Origin of the sequence: Bacillus cereus group sp. N8, from assembly GCF_016483685.1 — a bacterium.
Lineage (GTDB): Bacteria > Bacillota > Bacilli > Bacillales > Bacillaceae_G > Bacillus_A > Bacillus_A proteolyticus.
In genome coordinates, this window is sequence record NZ_JAEHBK010000019.1 from 53,449 (window position 1) to 71,872 (window position 18,424).

An 18,424-nucleotide genomic window follows, 5' to 3' on the forward strand; every position below is an offset into this window, starting at 1 on the left:
TTATTTGTTAAAATTTTATTTGACAAAATATTCTGAATTATAATAAGATTAACCCAGAAATTTTAAAAAACTACATACCATAACTGTATCTTCATTCACTTACATACTCTTTTCCAATGGGCTCGTACTATATTCGCAGTTATGGAGATGAAAACTAAAGGAGGAGAGTCCAAAGTGAAGTCATTATTACGAAAAAAAGCGCTTAGTACTGAATCACCAAGGCAGCTAGATCGAACATTAACGGCACTCGATTTAACGTTTTTAGGAATCGGCGCCGTAATTGGGACAGGGATTTTTGTATTAACAGGCATCGTAGCGGCGAAACATTCTGGCCCTGGTATTATGCTATCATTCCTTATTGCTGCATTTACTTGTGCTTGTGTAGCCTTTTGTTATGCCGAATTCGCTTCTTCTATACCAGTCTCAGGCAGTGTTTACACTTATGCATATATGACTGTCGGAGAAGTTGTCGCCTTTATCGTTGGTTGGTGTTTAATGCTCGAATATTTACTCGCTGTTGCAGCAGTAGCTGTTGGCTGGTCTGGATACTTACAATCATTGCTTCAAGGATTCAATATACACCTTCCCACCATTATTTCCTCGGCCCCTGGTACAGGGAAAGGTGGTCTCATTGATTTACCCGCTGTTTGTATTTTACTTCTCATTACTGGGCTTTTAAGTTTTGGTATACGCGAAAGCGCACGCATTAATAATATTATGGTCCTTATAAAATTAGCAGTTATTATCGCCTTTATCGTAGCAGGTGCAAAATATGTAAAGCCTGAAAATTGGACACCGTTCATTCCATTCGGGTACGACGGTATTATTACTGGAGCTGCCACTGTCTTCTTCGCCTTTTTAGGTTTTGATGCAATCGCAACCGCGGCAGAAGAAACGAAAAAACCGCAGCGTGATTTACCAATTGGCATTATCGGTTCCCTTCTTATTTGTACAGTTTTATACATGATCGTATCTTTCGTTTTAACAGGCATGGTTCCTTATACGCAATTAGACGTTTCTGATCCAGTTGCATTTGCACTACATTTCGTTGGTGAAGATACAATTGCGGGGCTGCTTGCAGTTGGTGCGATGACAGGAATGACAACCGTTCTTTTAGTCGTTATGTATGGACAAGTTCGTGTTTCTTATGCGATGAGCCGAGACGGCTTACTCCCAAAAGCGTTATCACGCGTAAATAAAAAAGTGAAAATCCCTTTACTAAACACATGGATTACTGGGGTATTTGCAGCTTTATTAGCAGGACTTTTAGACCTACATTTACTAGCGAATTTAGTAAACATCGGTACGTTAACAGCCTTCACATTCGTTTGCTTTGCTGTACTTATTTTACGAAAAACCCATCCTGATTTAAAACGTGGCTTCCGCACACCACTCGTACCTGTATTACCGATTGTCGCTATTCTTTGTTGTTTATATTTAATGTTTAATTTGTCCAAAACAACATGGATCAGCTTTGCAGTTTGGCTTATAGTCGGTTTATGCGTCTACTTCTTCTACTCTAGAAAACATAGTCATTTAGCTACTAAAAAAACAAATGATGAGACAAAAGAAGCATAAAAAAATAGCTCGCCTATAATAAAGGCGAGCTATTTTCATTAACGATTGTAAAACGAAAAATATACCGATCAACTTTTGTATACTTATTCCGCTATTTGCCGGTCAGTAAGACTCCCACTGATTAAAGTTTCACTTTATTCTCCCTTACTTCGTCTCTTTCTTTTTCTTTCTCCACGCGTTTACACTATCAAAGAAAAAGTTAATAAATAGCGTTCCTAATCCCGCTAATAAAAATGTCATTAGAAATAGAACCCATATACTTTTATCTTTTAATAAATAATATCCTACAAGGAGCACAACGGCGATCCATACATATTCAAGAATTCTTTTTAGCTTTTTCTCTTCCAAATTATTCGCTCCCTTTTTCTATACTACTTTTAGTATAACAAAAAAGAAGCCTATCATGATAAGCTTCTTTTTCTTATACCTTACTTATTGATACTTTTTTCAACGAGTGAAATAGCATGCTCTAACGTACGATTCATTGATTCTACATACTCATCTTTTACATTTTTATCTTTTAACACAGCTTCTGCAACAGTGATTTTTTGACTTAATGATTTAACTGAACCATCTTTTATATTTCCATCTTGCGCTTTCTTTACTAAAGCTTTTGCAAATTCAACATTCGCTTGTAATTTTTCTTTCGGGGTTTTAGGCTGTTCTTCTGCCACTTTTGATTGTACAAATGTTTGGTTTGCTGTTTTTAATTCATTATACACTTGAACAATTTGTTCTCCTGTACTCGCTATATTCTCAAACACTTTCTTTGCATTGTCATAGCCTTTTTGTAATTCTTTAAAAGCTTCTTGAGAATATTGACCTGGATTTTCACCAAATTCATAAGTACCTGCCAATACTTCTTTCGCTTTTCCGATTTCTTCATATAACGTATTTGCTTGCTCTAATTTTGTACGAGTAGAAAACTCGTTATATGCCGCTACTACTTCTGAAGAACTTAATGCTTTACTATATAATTTTGCGAGTGTAATTTGTCCATTTAACGGAATACCGCCATTTCCGTTACTATCAGGATCTGCACCAAGTGCAAATGGTACGTTCGGGTGATATACTTTCCCTTGAGCTGGCTGACTATTTACTTTTTTACCATCTACATAAATTGCTACTTCACTGCCGTTATATGTTCCTGTTAAATGATACGTTTTATTTGCTTCTAATTGAACACCCACACGTTTATAGCTTCCGCCAATATGAGCCCATAATTCTACATAGCCACTTCCTGTAGACTCAAAACCAATTCCACCACTCTCTGTATTTTGCAAAATACCTTGTCCGCGAATTTCATTCATTGAAAATACAGTTTCTAACGTAAATGAATTTGCTACTTTTTCTTTTTGTGCTGCTGAAAATGGAAGATACCCAAATGTATTTGCTTTTCCATTTAATTTCATTACATTTGTTTTCAACGCTTTATCATATTCAATAGATACATTCCCTTTCACATCACCTTTTGTCCCAAACGGTGAGTTATCTTTAAATGTACCATCTAAGAAATTCACATCAAAAACGTCTGCCTTTGGCACCTTTACATTCGGATCAATGTTATCTTTTTTCGTTGTGATTTCTGCAGTTAATGGCTGCACGCTCTCATTTCCAAACGAATCAATCGCGACTACTTCAAGTGTATATGCTTTCCCGCCATCTAATCCTGCAAGTGTGAATGTAAGTTCTTTTGGCACTGGATCACGATAAAACTCTGAGAATGCTAATAACTTATTTTTAATTTCACCTGTTTGCTTATCCTTCGCTTGTACGCGATAAGAATGAACAAGAAGGTTATCCACTGCTTGTGGGAATGTCACAGTTGCTGCGTTTTCCGTTACATTTGATACTGCCAACTTTGCATCTTTCTTGAAAGATGGCTTTTCTTTATCGCGATCTTCTACATGCGTAAATGTTTCTTTCTTTGATGGCAACTGAATTTTCCATGGCTCGCCTGTCCAAGAATTCGTATGGAAATCACGGCGATTAATTGTTACTTCTTTATCATCCACTTCTACTAATAGCCCTTGGCTTAACGTGCTAGCTCCTGACGGGATATTCCCTTGAACTTTACCACCTTCAACTTCCATATAACTTACAGAAGATGTACCAACAGATGTAAAGTCTTTTTGATGAATCGATCTTGGATCATCTAATGGATAATGTGAATGACCTGAAAATGTAATGGCTTGCGGGTACTCTTTTAACACTGCATTAATTTTTGCACTATCTTGTGTTCCCCATTCATGACTACCGTATACTGTATCTTTAATATGCTGATGTAAAAATACGAAAATCGGTTTTTCCGGATCATCTTTTTGTGCCTTTGCCATTTCTTCTTTTAACCAATTAATTTGCTTGTCCGAATAATATCCATGTGTTGTTCCATTCTCTGGAGACATAACAAGAAAATGATAACCCTTTACCACTTTATGATAATAAATCGATTCCATTCCTGTCTTTTCTAAAAAACGCTTCTGCGCTCCCTCTTCAGATAAACCGTTCCAATAATCATGATTACCAAGAGAATTCATTCGTACCGCATCTTTATTTGCATTTTCGTTATACACTTGCATGAAACGATCATATTGTTGCAACGATCCTGTATCTGTGAAATCACCTACAATAACAAAAGCATCTTGCTTTGGTGCAAGCGTATTGAATTGCTCAATCGCTCGTTTCCAGCGAAATGTATCATCTGTTCCACTATCTTTAATATGCACATCACTTACAACTGGAAAAACAAGTTTCTTCTCACTTGGCGATTTTTCTTGTTTTTTCTCTTCCGCTTTGACTGGTGTATTCCACGGCAATGATACAAAAGCTAATACAAAAACCATCAATAATCCAATAAGGCCTTTTACTTTTCGTAAAGCAGTTCTTTCCACGTGAATCCTCCTCATAATAATTGATTCATTACAAGGGCTATTTTATCTTAAACATATTAATATCGTTTAAATAACAAATGAATTTTATTAGATTTTTGTAAATATACAGTTAATTAGGTGTTAAGTCCAACATTACTCGTACTATTGTATACAACCACCTTTTGTCTAAAAGAGTCTGATCATTCTTTTCCCATGTCTATTCACATATAATCTTTTCTATAACATTAATGATAAGTTAAGCTGTAAGCCTATTAGACAATCTTAATTTTAAAAATTTTCTTCTTTTCTTAACACATCGGCCATGCTTCTACATTTAATAGTAGTAAAAGACAACTTACAAAGGAGGGGTTGTATTGAAGAACAAAAAAAATATTGGCTGTTTCGCTCCTTTATCTATCATTTGTCCAGACCCTTGTCCACCGCCCCCTCCTCCAAATCCAAGTTGTGAGCGAGTAACAAATGAATTTGCAGGGAATTTCCTCATAACTAATAACACCATTCCCTCTGCCAAAGATGCACTACAATCAATGATACTGTGGCAAAGTGATGGGATACTGCTTATATCAGGTACTGTCTCGGTTTACAATAGTACTAGCAGCACTGAAGCAATTACAATTCAAATCATTGGAGCAGTAACCAATATTTTCACTGTGTTTCCTGGCAATACAATATCTTACACAGGTAAAGATTTAAAATCCGTTAGTATTATTAATATACAAAATAATCCTTCACTATATTTAGAAGGCAAGTACTGTTGCCAATTTACATGTTGCTTATAGAATACCAATTTTATTACTTCTTCAATTTAAAAAAAGCATACCATTTACGGTATGCTTTTTTTATGAAATTGGATAACGTACTGTAATACAAAACTCTCCTTGATTAACAGTTGTTCCTGTCGTAGTAATTCGAACAGTCGTAAAATATCGTACAGTGAAAGTACCACTACTTTGTGGTTGTACAGTAATTGTATCAACTACTGTTGCACCTACTAAAAAATCAACTGTAATCGGATTCGCACCTACATCATATTTCACATAACCTGAACCATATACTTCTTGCGTAATATTATTCGTATATACAATTTGAGTACCAGCACCTGTAATAGACCAGTCTGTACATACTTGATCTTGCACAAGTGTTTTATTAGAACAACAAGACAAACCGGAACTTCTCATTCCCATTTCGATCCTCTCCTATTCTGCTATGAAAGCGGATAACGTGTTGTAATACAAAATTCTCCTTGATACGTTCCAGCAGGTGTTGCAGGTAACACAACTTGTATACTAGCAAAGCGACGATACGTAAAAGCAATGCTCGTTCCTGGGTTTAATGTTTGTGTATCAATTGTAGCCCCAGCAGAATCCAGTGCTTCTACAGTAATCGGGCCTGGTCCAACATCATATTTAACAAAGCCAGTACCAACTACTTTGGTTAATATTATTTGTATAGAGAACATTATCAATTGCTGTCGCAACTACAGTAGCAGACCACGGACTACACACTTTATCTTGCACATAATTTTTATCTGGACAGCAAGTTAATGCTGACCCTGAGCACTCACAAGACATAGTTGTTTCCCCTCTCTCTTTTATATTCCCTATATGTGTATGTCCCTCAGAGTCTTTTGCCTGTACTATTCATCTATTTTCAAAAAATATGCAAATTCCAGTACCAATGACTAGATAGATTCCGTTCTGTTTCTTTTTTTCATAAATTTATAGATTAAAATACCACCTACAACAATAACCACGACTAGTAATATCGGTAGCATATATTGTCCAACAACATCCGCCGCCTTTGCCCAATGCGGACCTAATTTCATTCCAAAATAGACATATAAAGTCGTTAACGGGAACATTGCTACAAATGTATAAATACTAAATTTCCATATATTCATTTTTGCCATACCACATGGAACAGAAATAAGCGTTCGAACTCCCGGCACAAAGCGTCCAACAAATGCTACAACTGGTCCATATTTCTCAAAGAAATCATCTGCTTTTTGAATTTGTTCTTCTTTAATAAAGAAGTATTTCCCGTATTTTATTAATAGAGGACGACCACCGTAATAACCGAGTGCATATAACGTTAACGGCCCTGTCGTTCCCCCCAGTGTCCCAGCTAATACCGCTAGCCAAAAATTCATATCTCCCTCGTATACCCAATATCCAACCATAGGCAAAACTACTTCTGCTGGAATAAATTCAAATGTTAAAGCCAGTACAACTCCAAAATAAGAAAACTGCTTTAAAAACTCGATTATATCTAAAATAATTTGCTCCATATTTTCAACTCCTATCCAATATTTACATTATGCTTTTCTTGCAATTGAACTGGCGCCATTTTTACAATTCGGTTCAAAATAAATAATACAATCCCAATATCATCTAAAATACCGATGAACGGTAAGAAGTCTGGAATTAAATCGAGCGGCATCGCTACATAACCAACTAAAAAAGCAATGGATAAGATTTTCTTCTTTATTGAAACCTCTTTTGAAGTAAAAAAGTCAAATAGGAATGGAACAAAACGACGCACATGAAATACAACTCTTAATCTACTAATAAGTTTTTTCATTTTATTTCTCCTCTCTTTGTATACAAAAAGGACCCTACCAAATATGGTAAGGGTCCTAAAAAAGACAATAAGGGGCCTTTACCATTGCTGGTAAAGGTCTCACTAACAACGAAACGTTGCCAATAAAGCCGAGGGTTTCTCCCTGTAATGACGACTTTACTGTAATAAGTTACTCCCCTTTATATACACAATTTTATACAATCACATTAAAATATTTGCCTAAGCTTGTCAATATTTTTTTCATTCGCCATTCAGATTATTACATTATAAAAGGCTCTCTCCCATGTTCTCTATTGAAATAAATTGGAGTGTATAACCGTCTGGATCATGAAATATTATTCTAACTTCTTCACCGCGGCGCTCTTCTACAAATGATATTTGATAAAACGCTAACTTTTTCTTTAACCGCTCGATATTTGTAGTTTTTAACAATAGTTCCTTCACTGATGATATAACAGTCTCTCTATGCTCTCCCAGTCCCCTGTTTACAACAAAACAAATTCTCGTTGAATCGATATCATACCACACACCTGTTACACGTATTTGTGGCCTCTCCTTGCTCGGTTTAAACCCTAGAATTCCTTCATAAAAATATAATGTTTCCTTTAAATTTTTGGATTCTAAGACAATACATGTTGTAGCACTTTCCATCCGCACTCCCCCTGCCCCTTTTAGTTTTCTATATGAGTCATAATTTGCAATTATGTACGAATACAATACGTAGTAATGAATATTTCATTTATAAAGGAGGCGTGTAACATGGATAAATTCATGAAATCTTACATACCTTATCACGGTCCAAATGATCCTTGTCCTCCAATTGGAAAGAAATATTACTCAACTCCCCCACACCTATTTATGGGCTTTCAACCACCTAACTTACCTCAATTCCCACCAAAAGAAGCTTTAAGAAAAGGGACTTTATGGCCTGCTTTTTATGATTTTTATGAAAATCCTCACAAAAAAGGACGGTGAATAAAAACGTGACACAAACATTGCCTGATGAATATTACAAATGGATTGAAGAACTACAAGAACTAGACTTTGTATTAGTTGAACTTACCCTCTATTTAGATACGCATCCCGACGATACTGCAGCTATAAATCAATTCAACGATTTCTCCTATAAACGAAGAGTATTACAACAAAAAATTGAAGAAAAATACGGGCCACTTCAGCAGTTCGGAAATAGTTATTCTAACGCTCCATGGCAATGGAGCCAAGGACCGTGGCCATGGCAAATATAAAATGAAACTTTAATCAAGTGGAGTTTACGGGCAGCAAATAGCGGGATAAAGGAGAGAAACTATGTGGATTTATGAAAAAAAATTACAATATCCAGTTAAAGTGAGTACTTGTAATCCAGCACTCGCCAAATTATTAGTTGAACAATATGGTGGTGCGGACGGTGAGCTAGCTGCCGCCCTCCGTTACTTAAATCAGCGTTATACTATTCCTGACAAAGTCGTTGGCTTACTAACCGATATCGGTACAGAAGAGTTCGCCCATTTAGAAATGATTGCTACGATGATTTATAAATTAACGAAAGATGCAACACCTGAACAAATGAAAGCTGCCGGATTAGATACGCAGTACGCTAATCACGATAGCGCTTTGTTTTATCATAATGCAGGTGGCGTTCCTTTTACTGCAACTTACATTCAGGCAAAAGGAGACCCTATCGCAGATTTATATGAGGATATTGCAGCTGAAGAAAAAGCCCGAGCGACTTATCAATGGCTAATTGATTTATCAGACGATCCCGATATAAATGATAGCTTACGCTTTTTACGCGAACGAGAAATTGTCCATTCACAACGTTTCCGCGAAGCGGTTGAAATTTTAAAAGAAGAACGTGATAAAAAGATTTTCTTTTAACACACATATCGTAACGATATGTGTGTTTTTATATTTAAAGTTAAATCCTTCCTAATTAACATATAAATAGTATATTTATTCAATTTAATGCATTATTTTTTAATATTTATAAAATTCCCTCTTGCTTTCTAGTCATCAGACCTTTAAAATAATAACAGTTACTCGACAAATTATTTGAATTTTCGACAAAAACACTCATTAGGAGGCTTTTCTTTATATGCGTACAACTTTAAAACCAGCGCAAATACTTTCGATTAGTTTACTACTATTCGCAGTTTTCTTCGGTGCTGGTAATATGATTTTCCCGCCTCTTCTCGGCCTTTCTTCCGGAGAGAATATGTGGATTTCCATTACAGGATTTATTATTACAGACGTCGGTTTATCTTTACTAGCTATCGTCGCTGTTGCCCTTGCTGGTGGTAGCTTTAATACTTTAGCGAGCCGTGTTCATCCAAAATTCGCAGCAGTATTCGCTATCATTATTTATCTTTCAATCGGCCCACTATTTGTTATTCCACGAACTGGATCTGTATCTTACGAAATTGGGATTGCACCACTATTCCCAGATCAATGGTACTCTATGTTAGTCTTTAGTGCGATTTTCTTTACAGTCGTCTACTTCTTATCATTAAATCCATCAAAATTAGTAGATCATATCGGTAAAATATTAACACCCATTTTACTTGTAATTATTGCAATTATGGCAACAAAGGCAATTCTTTCACCAGGATCATTCACAGAACCTATCGGTGACTATAAAGAAATTCCATTTTTCAAAGGATTTCTTGAAGGCTTTTTAACATTAGATGCAATCGGAGCACTCGTATTATCAACGATTGTTGTAAATGCAATTCGTCAAAACGGTATACAAGATAAGAAATCCATTGCGAAATATACAATTATTTGCGGAAGCATTGCGGCCCTGTTCCTAACAATTGTTTACTTCTTACTCGGCTATATCGGCGCTTCAAATGGGAACCTAGGACAATTTGAAAACGGCGGTCAGCTATTAGCTACTGTTATGTATCAATTTTTTGGGACAAGCGGTAATGTTTTATTAAGTATCGCAATTATCTTTGCCTGTTTAACGACTGCAATCGGTGTTGTAAGTGCATTCGCTAACTATTTCACAACAGTATTAACAAATGTTTCATACAAGAAGCTTGTACTATGCGTTTGTATTTTTAGTTTCGTTATTTCAAACTTAGGTTTAAGTTTATTAATCAAAATTACATTACCCGTATTAATTATTTTATATCCAATTACAATCATTTTAATTTTCGTATCCTTTATTGATAAATATACGAAACGTAAACCTTCTGTCTATATCGGAGCGATGATTGCGGCATTCCTTATTAGCTGTATTCATGCACTTGATAATGTGGGAATGATACCAAGTTTTATCGCTAATATCGTACACGCAATTCCTTTTTATGAATTAGGTATTGGCTGGATTGTTCCAGCAATAATTGGTGGTATAGTCGGATACTTTATTCCGCAAACAGAAACTGAAGGTGAAGTTTCTACAAAATAAAGAAGAAGCATTGATTATGCTTGCTTCTTCTTTATTTTCACATCGTATGTTTAAACGTAAACAACTCTTCTTTTGACTGCACAGCAGATTGTTCCTCTTCTACATTTGTCTTCTTTATCTCCCCACCTAACCTTACTTTCATCATCGCCTCTTCTATACTTTTTACAATCATATTTCCTGAAAAAATGGTAAGCCCGAAAAATGTAATTGGGACAAGAGGAATCCATGGATGCACTGTTAAGGATCTAAAGTACACTCCTATTAAACCGGACCATTCATGCGTGTAAGAATCTATTTCTTTTATCCCTATCGGTCCACCAAACTGGACCGTCCCACCAAAAAACACCTCAAGTAGCCCTAAATGAAGTAAAATTGTAAGAGTTTGAGTAAACTGTTGAAGAAATACGAGTATAAACGTCATATAGAGATGCGGAAAAATATGTTTTATAACTATGTGTCTTCTTGATCCGCCTAATATGCGGGCAGCATCAATAAATTCTTCCGTCTGTAATTTACGAACTTCCTTCGCAACATACAGTGCAATAACTGGCACCACAAGCATTACAAGTAATACAACTTGAAACGAAGCCCGTTCAAAAAAAGTTGTTGTTTCCTCTCCACTTCCAAATAGATTCACAGATTGAAGAAAGAAATACGCAATCATAACTGTCGGAATAACTGTAAAACTATCAAAAAAAGCCTCAATCTTAGAAAACCCTCTTTTTACATACGTTCCGAGTACAACACCGAAAAACACACCTATTACCATTCTAAGTGCTGCAATTAAAATAGATATACCAATCGTCCACTTCGCGCCTTCAATGACTAAATGTAAAAGGTCATATCCTTTCCGGTCTGTCCCGAGTAAAAATTGTAATGAAGGTGAAAACGGTGGTACTTCTGGATTTCCAGCCGCATCATATTGCAATGTAACTTTTTTAATCTGTCCATCATTCCATATCGTATTTCCTATGCTCAAAAGAACTAATATGAGAAGAAACCCAATGCTTATCCAAAATCTTTTATCGCGTTTTATATACGTCCACATATTATAGCCTCTCCTTCATCGCAGCTGGAATGAGATAATGAAACAATTTAAATAAAATAAAAATTGGAATATAAATAAGCAGTACACTAACGATGAAAACCTCAACCCTAATACCCTCATACGATTTCAAAAACATAAAAATACCACCCGTATTAAAAATCCATTCTATAATATATAAATTAGATAACATAAAAAAGATATTCGTTTTCGCAAAGAAAAGTGTACTAAGCAACACATTTCGTAATACATGACGATTTAAAATATGAAAGCGATTCAGCCCTTTCGCCTTAGCAAATAGTACATAATCTTTTTCTAGCTCATTTTCAAAACGAAGCACTAACATTTTTACAAACAGAATCGTAGTCGGTATACTCAAACAAAATATTGGCAATCCTCTAATCGACTCGCCTCCAATTGACGCAATTTGAAAAGGTAAAAAACCTGTTTGTTTAAAAAACCATATAACTAAAATTTGTGATCCTAAAATAAGAAGAATGTCTGGAATGGATTCTAGGAAGATGAGAAATGATTTAATGCGATGTTGTATACGCAGTGAACTACTCATAATCACATAAACAATACAAAATGCTACAAATAATGAAATGAAAAAAGCAGCTAAAAATATAACAATCGTTTCTTTATAATGGACAAACAACTGTGGAAATAAAAATTTATCTCCCACATATTTAAAATTGGAGATGTCCATTAAATTCACAAATATTCCCTTTAAACTCTTTATGTACGTTGATGCACGCAGCTCAAATCCATAAAATAACTTCGGCAGTGCCCCTAAACAAATAATACCCAAAATCGAAATAATAAATTGAATCGTCACTTCCATCCCATTCAGAAAAACTTTTTTGACCACGTTTTCCCTTCTCTCTATATGTAATTTACCTCCTAATTTTATTCTTAATTTTCTGAATTGTAAATATTTATAAAATAAAAAATCACTAGGTTATGATCCTAGTGATTCTTTATGCGCATGCCCTTCTCTTTTCGCAAACGGCATATACAAAATGAAACATCCTATAAGCGCTGCACCTTCTAATGAAATAATATAGTAAGGATACGGTCCTAACATATCGAGTAATGATGCAGTTTCTGGCTTATGGGCTAAAAACATATAATTACCGCCTGTTTTATAATTCACAAATGAAACGATTGGAATTATTATATTTAAAAATATCATCGTACGCTTAATAGATTGCAAGGTCGGTCTATATCCTTCTACCCACGTCATAAAGAGCGGTGCCCAAATGAGTAATACATGTGCAATGAAGAATTCTATAAAGCGAAAATGCGGGAAAGCGTATTGCAAGTTTGGTGTTAAAATAGCTTGTGATGCACCGATAATTCCTGTGAAAAATACAACCTCATATAATCGATAACTTTTCGTTACAATCATAATCGATGCTAACAATAAACTAATCGTACATAACTCAAATGGTAATGAGGTGCCTAGCTCAAAAATCCCGGCTTTCCATTCCCACATATGAAGTCCAATCTCACTTCCTATAAATAGAAATGCAATTGCATATCGAACCGTTATATTCCACTCACTTTGACGTAATAAATCTTGATATTGATATAGAAAGAATATTCCTACCAACATAATAAATAATATAATGGCATGTTGCCTTGAGTATGGAATAAATGGCTTTAATGGTTGCGCACTAAAATAAGCTTCCATCTTCTCTCCTCCTCTCCTTCATATAATATTATTGTAAGAAAGAAACAACGAGTCAATTCATCTGCTTAGGCTAAGACAACCCCTACCTCACATCTACATATTCATACCTTACAAAACTGTAAGGTTATTGTAAGCTAAAACGATTTGTCAGATTCTTCACCTCTTTTATACTTAATGTAGATACTAAAACGAACGAAAAGGTGATAAATAGATGAAGAAGAAAAATAAAGTGTTAATTACTAGTGTAGTAGCAATTGGAATTGCAGCTGGATCATATTTTGCATTTGCTGGTGGTAGTTCAGATGTAGCAATGGCATATAGCGGATATAAAGTTACGGAAAAACAAATTGAAAATGCACAAAAATTTGGTGGCGAAGTCATTCCAAATGGTATTGAAACAATTTCATTTGATCCAACAAAAGGTACGTACGAATTAGCTGTAAAAAAAGGTGACGAAGTAAAAAAAGGACAGCTTCTATTTAAATATAATGATCCTACTGCGAAACAAGGTGTAACAGAAGCAGAAATGCAAAAGAAAATCGCACAAAAAGAAGTAACATTGTTCCAAAAACAGATTGATGCAGCGAAACAAAAATTACAAAAAGATAAAAACGCAGGACTTCCTCAGGAATCATTAAAAGCATCAGAAGTCGAAGTTGGGCAATTCGAATCACAACTTGAAATGAAAAAGTTTGAAGTTGAAAAAGCTGATGAAATGATTAAAGCAGCAAAAGAGAAAGTAAACACCCTTTCTGTAACGAGCCCTACTGATGGTGTAATTGATGATATCGTAAAAACTGCCGATGAAAAAACAGGTATGAGCGGCATTACACTTCGTCACGCTGGTCCATTTAAAGTAAAAGGTCAACTTTCTGAGTATGAGCTTGCTAGTATGAAAGTTGGGCAAGAAGTAACTGTTTCCTCAAAAACTGTCGCTGGTAAGACTTGGACAGGAAAAGTGACAGAAATCGGTTCTACACCATTAAAGAGCATGGATGAAAACAAAACAGTTTCTAACTATCAATTCACTGTCACATTAGATAATAGTGAAGAATTACAAAACGGCTTCCACGTTTACGTAACAAGTAAATCTGGCGAAGCAACTGGTACAGTTATTCCGAAGAGCAGTATTGTGAAAAAAGGTGACAAAAATGTTGTCTTTGTTGTAAAAGATGGTAAAGCGAAAGAACAAGCGATTACTGTTGAATTCGAGACAGATAGCGAAGCAAAAGTTTCTGGAGTGAAAAAAGGAGAGCAAATTATCTCGAAACCTGAAAAAGACTTAAAAGATGGTATGGAGGTTGTCGCCCAGTGATTAACTTAAAAGGCATCACGAAATCCTTCCAAAATGGTGCAGAGTCCGTTCAAATATTACACGGAATTGACGTAACTCTAAACCAAGGAGAATTTACTTCTATTATGGGACCATCTGGTTCTGGTAAATCAACTTTAATGAACATTATCGGTTGCTTAGATAAACCAACGACAGGTACGTATGAATTAGCGGGACAAAATATTTCAAACATGTCTGAAACCGAACTTGCACATGTTCGTAATAAAGAGATCGGGTTCATATTTCAAAACTTCATGTTATTACCGAGACTTACAGCACTTCAAAATGTAGAACTACCTCTTATTTACGCTGGAGTCGATAAAAAAGAAAGACGTGAACGCTCATTAGCCGCTTTAACAAAAGTTGGTTTAGCTGATCGAGCTACTCACTTACCAAACGAATTATCCGGTGGTCAAAAGCAGCGTGTTGCCGTTGCCCGTGCAATTGTAAATAACCCCAAATTCATTTTAGCTGATGAACCAACGGGTGCACTTGATACGAAAACGAGTACACAAATTATGGACCTCTTTTACGAATTAAACAAACAAGGCTCAACAATCATTATGATTACCCATGACCGCGAAATCGGGGAAGCTGCAGCACGTCAAATTGTAATTCGTGACGGAAATATCGTCCAAGATTGGAGAGGTTAATTTTGAACACGAGTGAAAATATACGCATGGCCCTTTCCTCTATCTTTGCTCATAAAATGCGTTCTATATTAACAATGCTAGGTATTATTATTGGTATTAGCGCCATTATTACTATCATTTCAATGGGTGATGGTACAAATGCAAAGTTTAAAAAAGAGTTAGGCCAAGGAAAAGATACGGAAGTAACGATTTACTACAACAACCCTGATTACGGAACTGATAATGCCAAAATTACAGCTGATATGTTAAAACGTCTTCAAACTGTGCCAGGCGTTAAAGATGTTTATCCAGATGTAAGTATGAAAGTAAAAGCATCTTCTGGTTCAAAGGATGTCTCTCTTGATTTAAAAGGTGGAACAGGCGCCTTCATGACAGATGCGAAAATAAAATTAGTTCACGGTCGTGAATTAAATGATAGTGAATTAAAGCAAGCAATCCCTGCTGTTATTTTAAATGAAGAAGCTTTCAATAAATTATTTAACGGCTGGGAATCAAATTTATACACTGACATAAAAGGAAAGCCATATAAAGTAGTCGGTGTGTACGAATCGAAAAATGATTTCGGAATGGCTATGTCAGAAGGTTATACATCACTTGAAAACGCTCCTGTAATCTCAGGAGTAACTGAGTATGACTCTGTAAGATTAATATTAACTTCGCCAGCAGAACGTAAAAGTGTAGAAAAACAAGCCGCTTCTGTTTTAAATGAAATGAAAGCTCCTAAATTTGAGCATAAATTCGAAGCTCAAGATATGGGCGAATTTACGAAGCAACTAGATGAATCAATCGGTATGATGAAAATGGTATTCGGTGGTATCGCTGCTATTTCATTACTTGTTGGTGGTATCGGTGTAATGAACATCATGCTTGTATCTGTAACAGAACGTACACGTGAGATTGGTATTCGTAAAGCACTTGGTGCAACACGCGGTAAAGTATTAACGCAATTCTTAATCGAATCTTGTATTTTAACGGGACTCGGTGGTTTCATCGGATTCATGCTTGGTATCTTCTTCGCTTGGATCGTCTCAATCTTTGCTGGATGGCCACTTGTTATCTCAAAAGAACTTGGACTTCTTTCAGTAGGTATTTCAATGCTAATCGGTATTGCATTCGGACTACTACCAGCTAACAAAGCTGCAAAACTTGATCCAATTGAATGTTTACGATATGAATAAATAAAAAACGTAGGAGTGTAAACTCCTACGTTTTTTATTTTATTGAAGAAAAATTCAATTTTATCAACGTTTTATTAAGAATATGAATCTACAGCAATTAGCAAACCAATTCATAACAATATCGTCCCTTTAAATCATGTTTCTTCTATTATATATGTTTCATGTTGCGATTACCTTTTTATCCTTGCAACTTCCATTTCACATTACAACTATCCTGCAATCCTATTATTGCAAAAATACTATGTAATAACACAAATTCAAGGCGTAATTTTTTCCATACTACAACTTATTTTGTAACAATTATATCTCTATTTTATTAAAATTCATCCTATATATATGACTTCACACGCAAAAACATTATATTTTCATAACTACATTTCGATTCAAACAGTTAAACACCTCCCTTTCGTAATACCTATGAAACATTCAGGTAACACCACTGACATATTACTAATCTATTAGTAATTAAAATAGTGTTGATTTTATGAATCATATGTTATATTCCCCCGAAAACCGTAAAGAAAACGTTATCAGGATATTTTTGGAATTATTACAGAATATTAACGCCTCATTACGAATGCTTTGTAGTTTTGTGTTTTCCGCAAATAAGAAAATAATGGTTGCTATAATGAGGTCAACGAAAAACAAATGCAATGGAGGCTATTATGAAAAAATTTATGGGTATAGCAACAGCAGCGGTTTTTGGTCTTGGGATTTTCACAACATCTGCTAAAGCAGAAACGATTGTAACAACTGATGTACTAAATGTACGAGAAAACCCAACTACTGAATCAAAAGTTGTCGGAAAGTTATTAGATGGATATAAAATTAACGTTTTACATACAGAAAACGGATGGTCAAAAGTTAAATTAAATAGTGGTAAAGAAGCTTTCATAAGCGCTGACTACACTAAAGATACTTACTACGTAACAGCAAACGTATTAAACGTACGTGCTGGAGCAAATACAGATTCAGCGATTCTTGGTAAATTGAAAAAAGATGATGTAATCGAAACAACACACCAAGTACAAAATGATTGGATTCAATTTGAATATAACGGCCAAACAGCTTATGTACACGTTCCTTACTTAACAGGGAAAGCACCAGTTAAAGTTCAGCCAGTAGTTAAAGCTGAAAAAGTAACTAACGTTCAAGATACAGCTAAAGTTCGTGAAGCAGTTAAAGCCGGGGAATTAGCTGAAACTCAAGCAAAGGCTAAAGCAGAGGAAGCAACTAAAGCTCGCGAAGCAGCTGAAGCTCAAGCAGATGCTAAAGCTCAAGAAGCGGCTAAAGCTCGTGAAGCAGCTAAGGCTCAAGAAGCAGCTAAAGCTCAGGCAGAAGCTGAAGCTCAAGCAGATGCTAAAGCTCAAGAAGCGGCTAAAGCTCGTGAAGTAGCTAAAGCTCAAGCAGATGCTGAAGCTCAAGCAGCGGCTAAGGCTCGTGAAGCAGCTAAAGCTAGTGAAGCGGCTAAAGCTCAAGCAGATGCTGAAGCTCGTGAAGCAGCTAAGGCTCAAGAAGCAGCTGAAGCTCGTGAAGCGGCTAAAGCCCAAGAAGCAGCTAAAGCTCGTGAAGCGGCTAAAGCTCAAAAACCAGCCACACAACAACCTGTTGCAAAAGAAACTGAAACAAGTGCACCATCTTCTTCTCGTGAGTTAAGAGTTGAAGCAACAGCTTACACAGCAGATCCACTTGAAAATGGTTACAAAGCAGGAGACCAAGTGAAATCGGCTATGGGTCATAACTTAACAGCTAATCCAAACATGAAACTAATTGCAGTTGATCCAAGTGTCATTCCATTAGGTTCAAAAGTATGGGTTGAAGGTTACGGAGTAGCAATTGCTGGTGATACTGGTGGAGCTATTAAAGGAAATAAAATCGACGTTTTAATGCCAGACAAAGGTTCATCAAGTAGCTGGGGACGTAAAACAGTTACAGTTAAAGTATTAAACTAGTTAGAAAAAAAAGAGTCAGTCTCATCGTTTGAACAGCTCCCTGTCAAGTAGACAGTGGAAATAATAAAAAACCTTAAGCGGCTTGAATCCTGTATTCCAATGGGCT

18 protein-coding genes and 2 pseudogenes are annotated in these 18,424 nt (G+C 35.7%); 10 read left to right on the forward strand and 10 right to left on the reverse strand.

Features of this window, described 5'->3' with window-relative positions; translation table 11 throughout:
* Positions 1 to 174 precede the first annotated feature (174 nt).
* Complete coding sequence (locus tag JDS80_RS22185) at positions 175 to 1,578, forward strand: branched-chain amino acid transporter BcaP (protein WP_346011392.1); 1,404 nt, start codon at positions 175 to 177, stop codon at positions 1,576 to 1,578.
* 144 nt (positions 1,579 to 1,722) lie between these two features.
* Here JDS80_RS22185 and JDS80_RS22190 read toward each other — a convergent pair whose 3' ends face one another.
* Positions 1,723 to 1,926: a hypothetical protein gene (locus JDS80_RS22190; protein ID WP_000391508.1), complete on the reverse strand. Its 204-nt coding sequence runs from the start codon at positions 1,924 to 1,926 to the stop codon at positions 1,723 to 1,725.
* A gap of 80 nt (positions 1,927 to 2,006) precedes the next feature.
* Positions 2,007 to 4,469: a LamG-like jellyroll fold domain-containing protein gene (locus tag JDS80_RS22195; protein WP_199639983.1), complete on the reverse strand. Its 2,463-nt coding sequence runs from the start codon at positions 4,467 to 4,469 to the stop codon at positions 2,007 to 2,009.
* A gap of 353 nt (positions 4,470 to 4,822) precedes the next feature.
* On the opposite strand from JDS80_RS22195, the gene JDS80_RS22200 reads away from it, so the two are divergent.
* Positions 4,823 to 5,248, forward strand: a complete 426-nt coding sequence (locus tag JDS80_RS22200) for an S-Ena type endospore appendage (RefSeq protein WP_199639984.1) — start codon at positions 4,823 to 4,825, stop codon at positions 5,246 to 5,248.
* Between the two features lie 60 nt (positions 5,249 to 5,308).
* On the opposite strand, the gene JDS80_RS22205 is transcribed toward JDS80_RS22200, so the two are convergent.
* The 5 genes and pseudogenes from JDS80_RS22205 to JDS80_RS22225 all read right to left on the reverse strand — a co-directional run bounded on the left by JDS80_RS22205 (position 5,309) and on the right by JDS80_RS22225 (position 7,700).
* Complete coding sequence (locus JDS80_RS22205) at positions 5,309 to 5,653, reverse strand: DUF3992 domain-containing protein (RefSeq protein ID WP_000525803.1); 345 nt, start codon at positions 5,651 to 5,653, stop codon at positions 5,309 to 5,311.
* A gap of 20 nt (positions 5,654 to 5,673) precedes the next feature.
* A pseudogene (locus JDS80_RS22210) lies at positions 5,674 to 6,040 on the reverse strand (DUF3992 domain-containing protein).
* Positions 6,041 to 6,150: 110 nt separating this feature from the next.
* Positions 6,151 to 6,756, reverse strand: a complete 606-nt coding sequence (locus tag JDS80_RS22215; protein ID WP_071711315.1) for a DedA family protein — start codon at positions 6,754 to 6,756, stop codon at positions 6,151 to 6,153.
* An 11-nt stretch (positions 6,757 to 6,767) separates the two neighbouring features.
* Positions 6,768 to 7,049: a YkvA family protein gene (locus tag JDS80_RS22220; RefSeq protein WP_000733843.1), complete on the reverse strand. Its 282-nt coding sequence runs from the start codon at positions 7,047 to 7,049 to the stop codon at positions 6,768 to 6,770.
* 264 nt (positions 7,050 to 7,313) lie between these two features.
* Positions 7,314 to 7,700 (reverse strand): VOC family protein, encoded by a 387-nt coding sequence (locus JDS80_RS22225; RefSeq protein WP_071747824.1) that lies wholly within the window; start codon positions 7,698 to 7,700, stop codon positions 7,314 to 7,316.
* A gap of 108 nt (positions 7,701 to 7,808) precedes the next feature.
* On the opposite strand from JDS80_RS22225, the gene JDS80_RS22230 reads away from it, so the two are divergent.
* From JDS80_RS22230 to brnQ2, 4 genes are all read left to right on the forward strand, one after another.
* Positions 7,809 to 8,024 carry a spore coat associated protein CotJA gene (locus JDS80_RS22230; RefSeq protein ID WP_000357170.1) on the forward strand — a complete coding sequence of 72 codons (216 nt, stop codon included), beginning with the start codon at positions 7,809 to 7,811 and terminating at the stop codon, positions 8,022 to 8,024.
* Positions 8,025 to 8,032: 8 nt separating this feature from the next.
* A complete protein-coding gene (locus tag JDS80_RS22235) occupies positions 8,033 to 8,296 on the forward strand; it encodes a spore coat protein CotJB (protein ID WP_000194953.1) in 264 nt (87 codons plus the stop codon).
* Positions 8,297 to 8,357: 61 nt separating this feature from the next.
* Positions 8,358 to 8,927, forward strand: coding sequence for a spore coat protein CotJC (gene cotJC, locus JDS80_RS22240; protein WP_199639985.1), 570 nt, complete (start codon positions 8,358 to 8,360; stop codon positions 8,925 to 8,927).
* Positions 8,928 to 9,144: 217 nt separating this feature from the next.
* Positions 9,145 to 10,461 carry a branched-chain amino acid transport system II carrier protein BrnQ2 gene (gene brnQ2 / locus JDS80_RS22245; RefSeq protein WP_199639986.1) on the forward strand — a complete coding sequence of 439 codons (1,317 nt, stop codon included), beginning with the start codon at positions 9,145 to 9,147 and terminating at the stop codon, positions 10,459 to 10,461.
* Between the two features lie 37 nt (positions 10,462 to 10,498).
* Here brnQ2 and JDS80_RS22250 read toward each other — a convergent pair whose 3' ends face one another.
* The 3 genes from JDS80_RS22250 to JDS80_RS22260 form a co-directional block, all read right to left on the reverse strand.
* Positions 10,499 to 11,509 (reverse strand): ABC transporter permease, encoded by a 1,011-nt coding sequence (locus JDS80_RS22250; RefSeq protein WP_199639987.1) that lies wholly within the window; start codon positions 11,507 to 11,509, stop codon positions 10,499 to 10,501.
* A gap of 1 nt (position 11,510) precedes the next feature.
* On the reverse strand, positions 11,511 to 12,377 hold the full coding sequence (locus JDS80_RS22255) for an ABC transporter permease subunit (protein ID WP_071771157.1): 867 nt from the start codon (positions 12,375 to 12,377) through the stop codon (positions 11,511 to 11,513).
* Between the two features lie 90 nt (positions 12,378 to 12,467).
* Positions 12,468 to 13,202 carry a YwaF family protein gene (locus JDS80_RS22260; protein ID WP_199639988.1) on the reverse strand — a complete coding sequence of 245 codons (735 nt, stop codon included), beginning with the start codon at positions 13,200 to 13,202 and terminating at the stop codon, positions 12,468 to 12,470.
* Between the two features lie 211 nt (positions 13,203 to 13,413).
* Between JDS80_RS22260 and JDS80_RS22265 the strand changes: the two genes are divergently transcribed.
* From JDS80_RS22265 to entC, 4 genes and pseudogenes are all read left to right on the forward strand, one after another.
* A complete protein-coding gene (locus tag JDS80_RS22265; RefSeq protein ID WP_199639989.1) occupies positions 13,414 to 14,517 on the forward strand; it encodes an efflux RND transporter periplasmic adaptor subunit in 1,104 nt (367 codons plus the stop codon).
* The gene (locus JDS80_RS22270) at positions 14,514 to 15,188 is read left to right on the forward strand and encodes an ABC transporter ATP-binding protein (protein ID WP_016094728.1); all 675 of its coding nucleotides are present in this window, start codon (positions 14,514 to 14,516) and stop codon (positions 15,186 to 15,188) included. Before JDS80_RS22265 ends, JDS80_RS22270 begins: the two co-directional genes overlap by 4 nt.
* A 26-nt stretch (positions 15,189 to 15,214) precedes the next feature.
* Positions 15,215 to 16,366 carry an ABC transporter permease gene (locus tag JDS80_RS22275; protein WP_414645782.1) on the forward strand — a complete coding sequence of 384 codons (1,152 nt, stop codon included), beginning with the start codon at positions 15,215 to 15,217 and terminating at the stop codon, positions 16,364 to 16,366.
* A gap of 541 nt (positions 16,367 to 16,907) precedes the next feature.
* Positions 16,908 to 18,318 (forward strand): annotated as a pseudogene (gene entC / locus JDS80_RS22280) (cell wall-binding protein EntC).
* Positions 18,319 to 18,424: the final 106 nt, after the last annotated feature.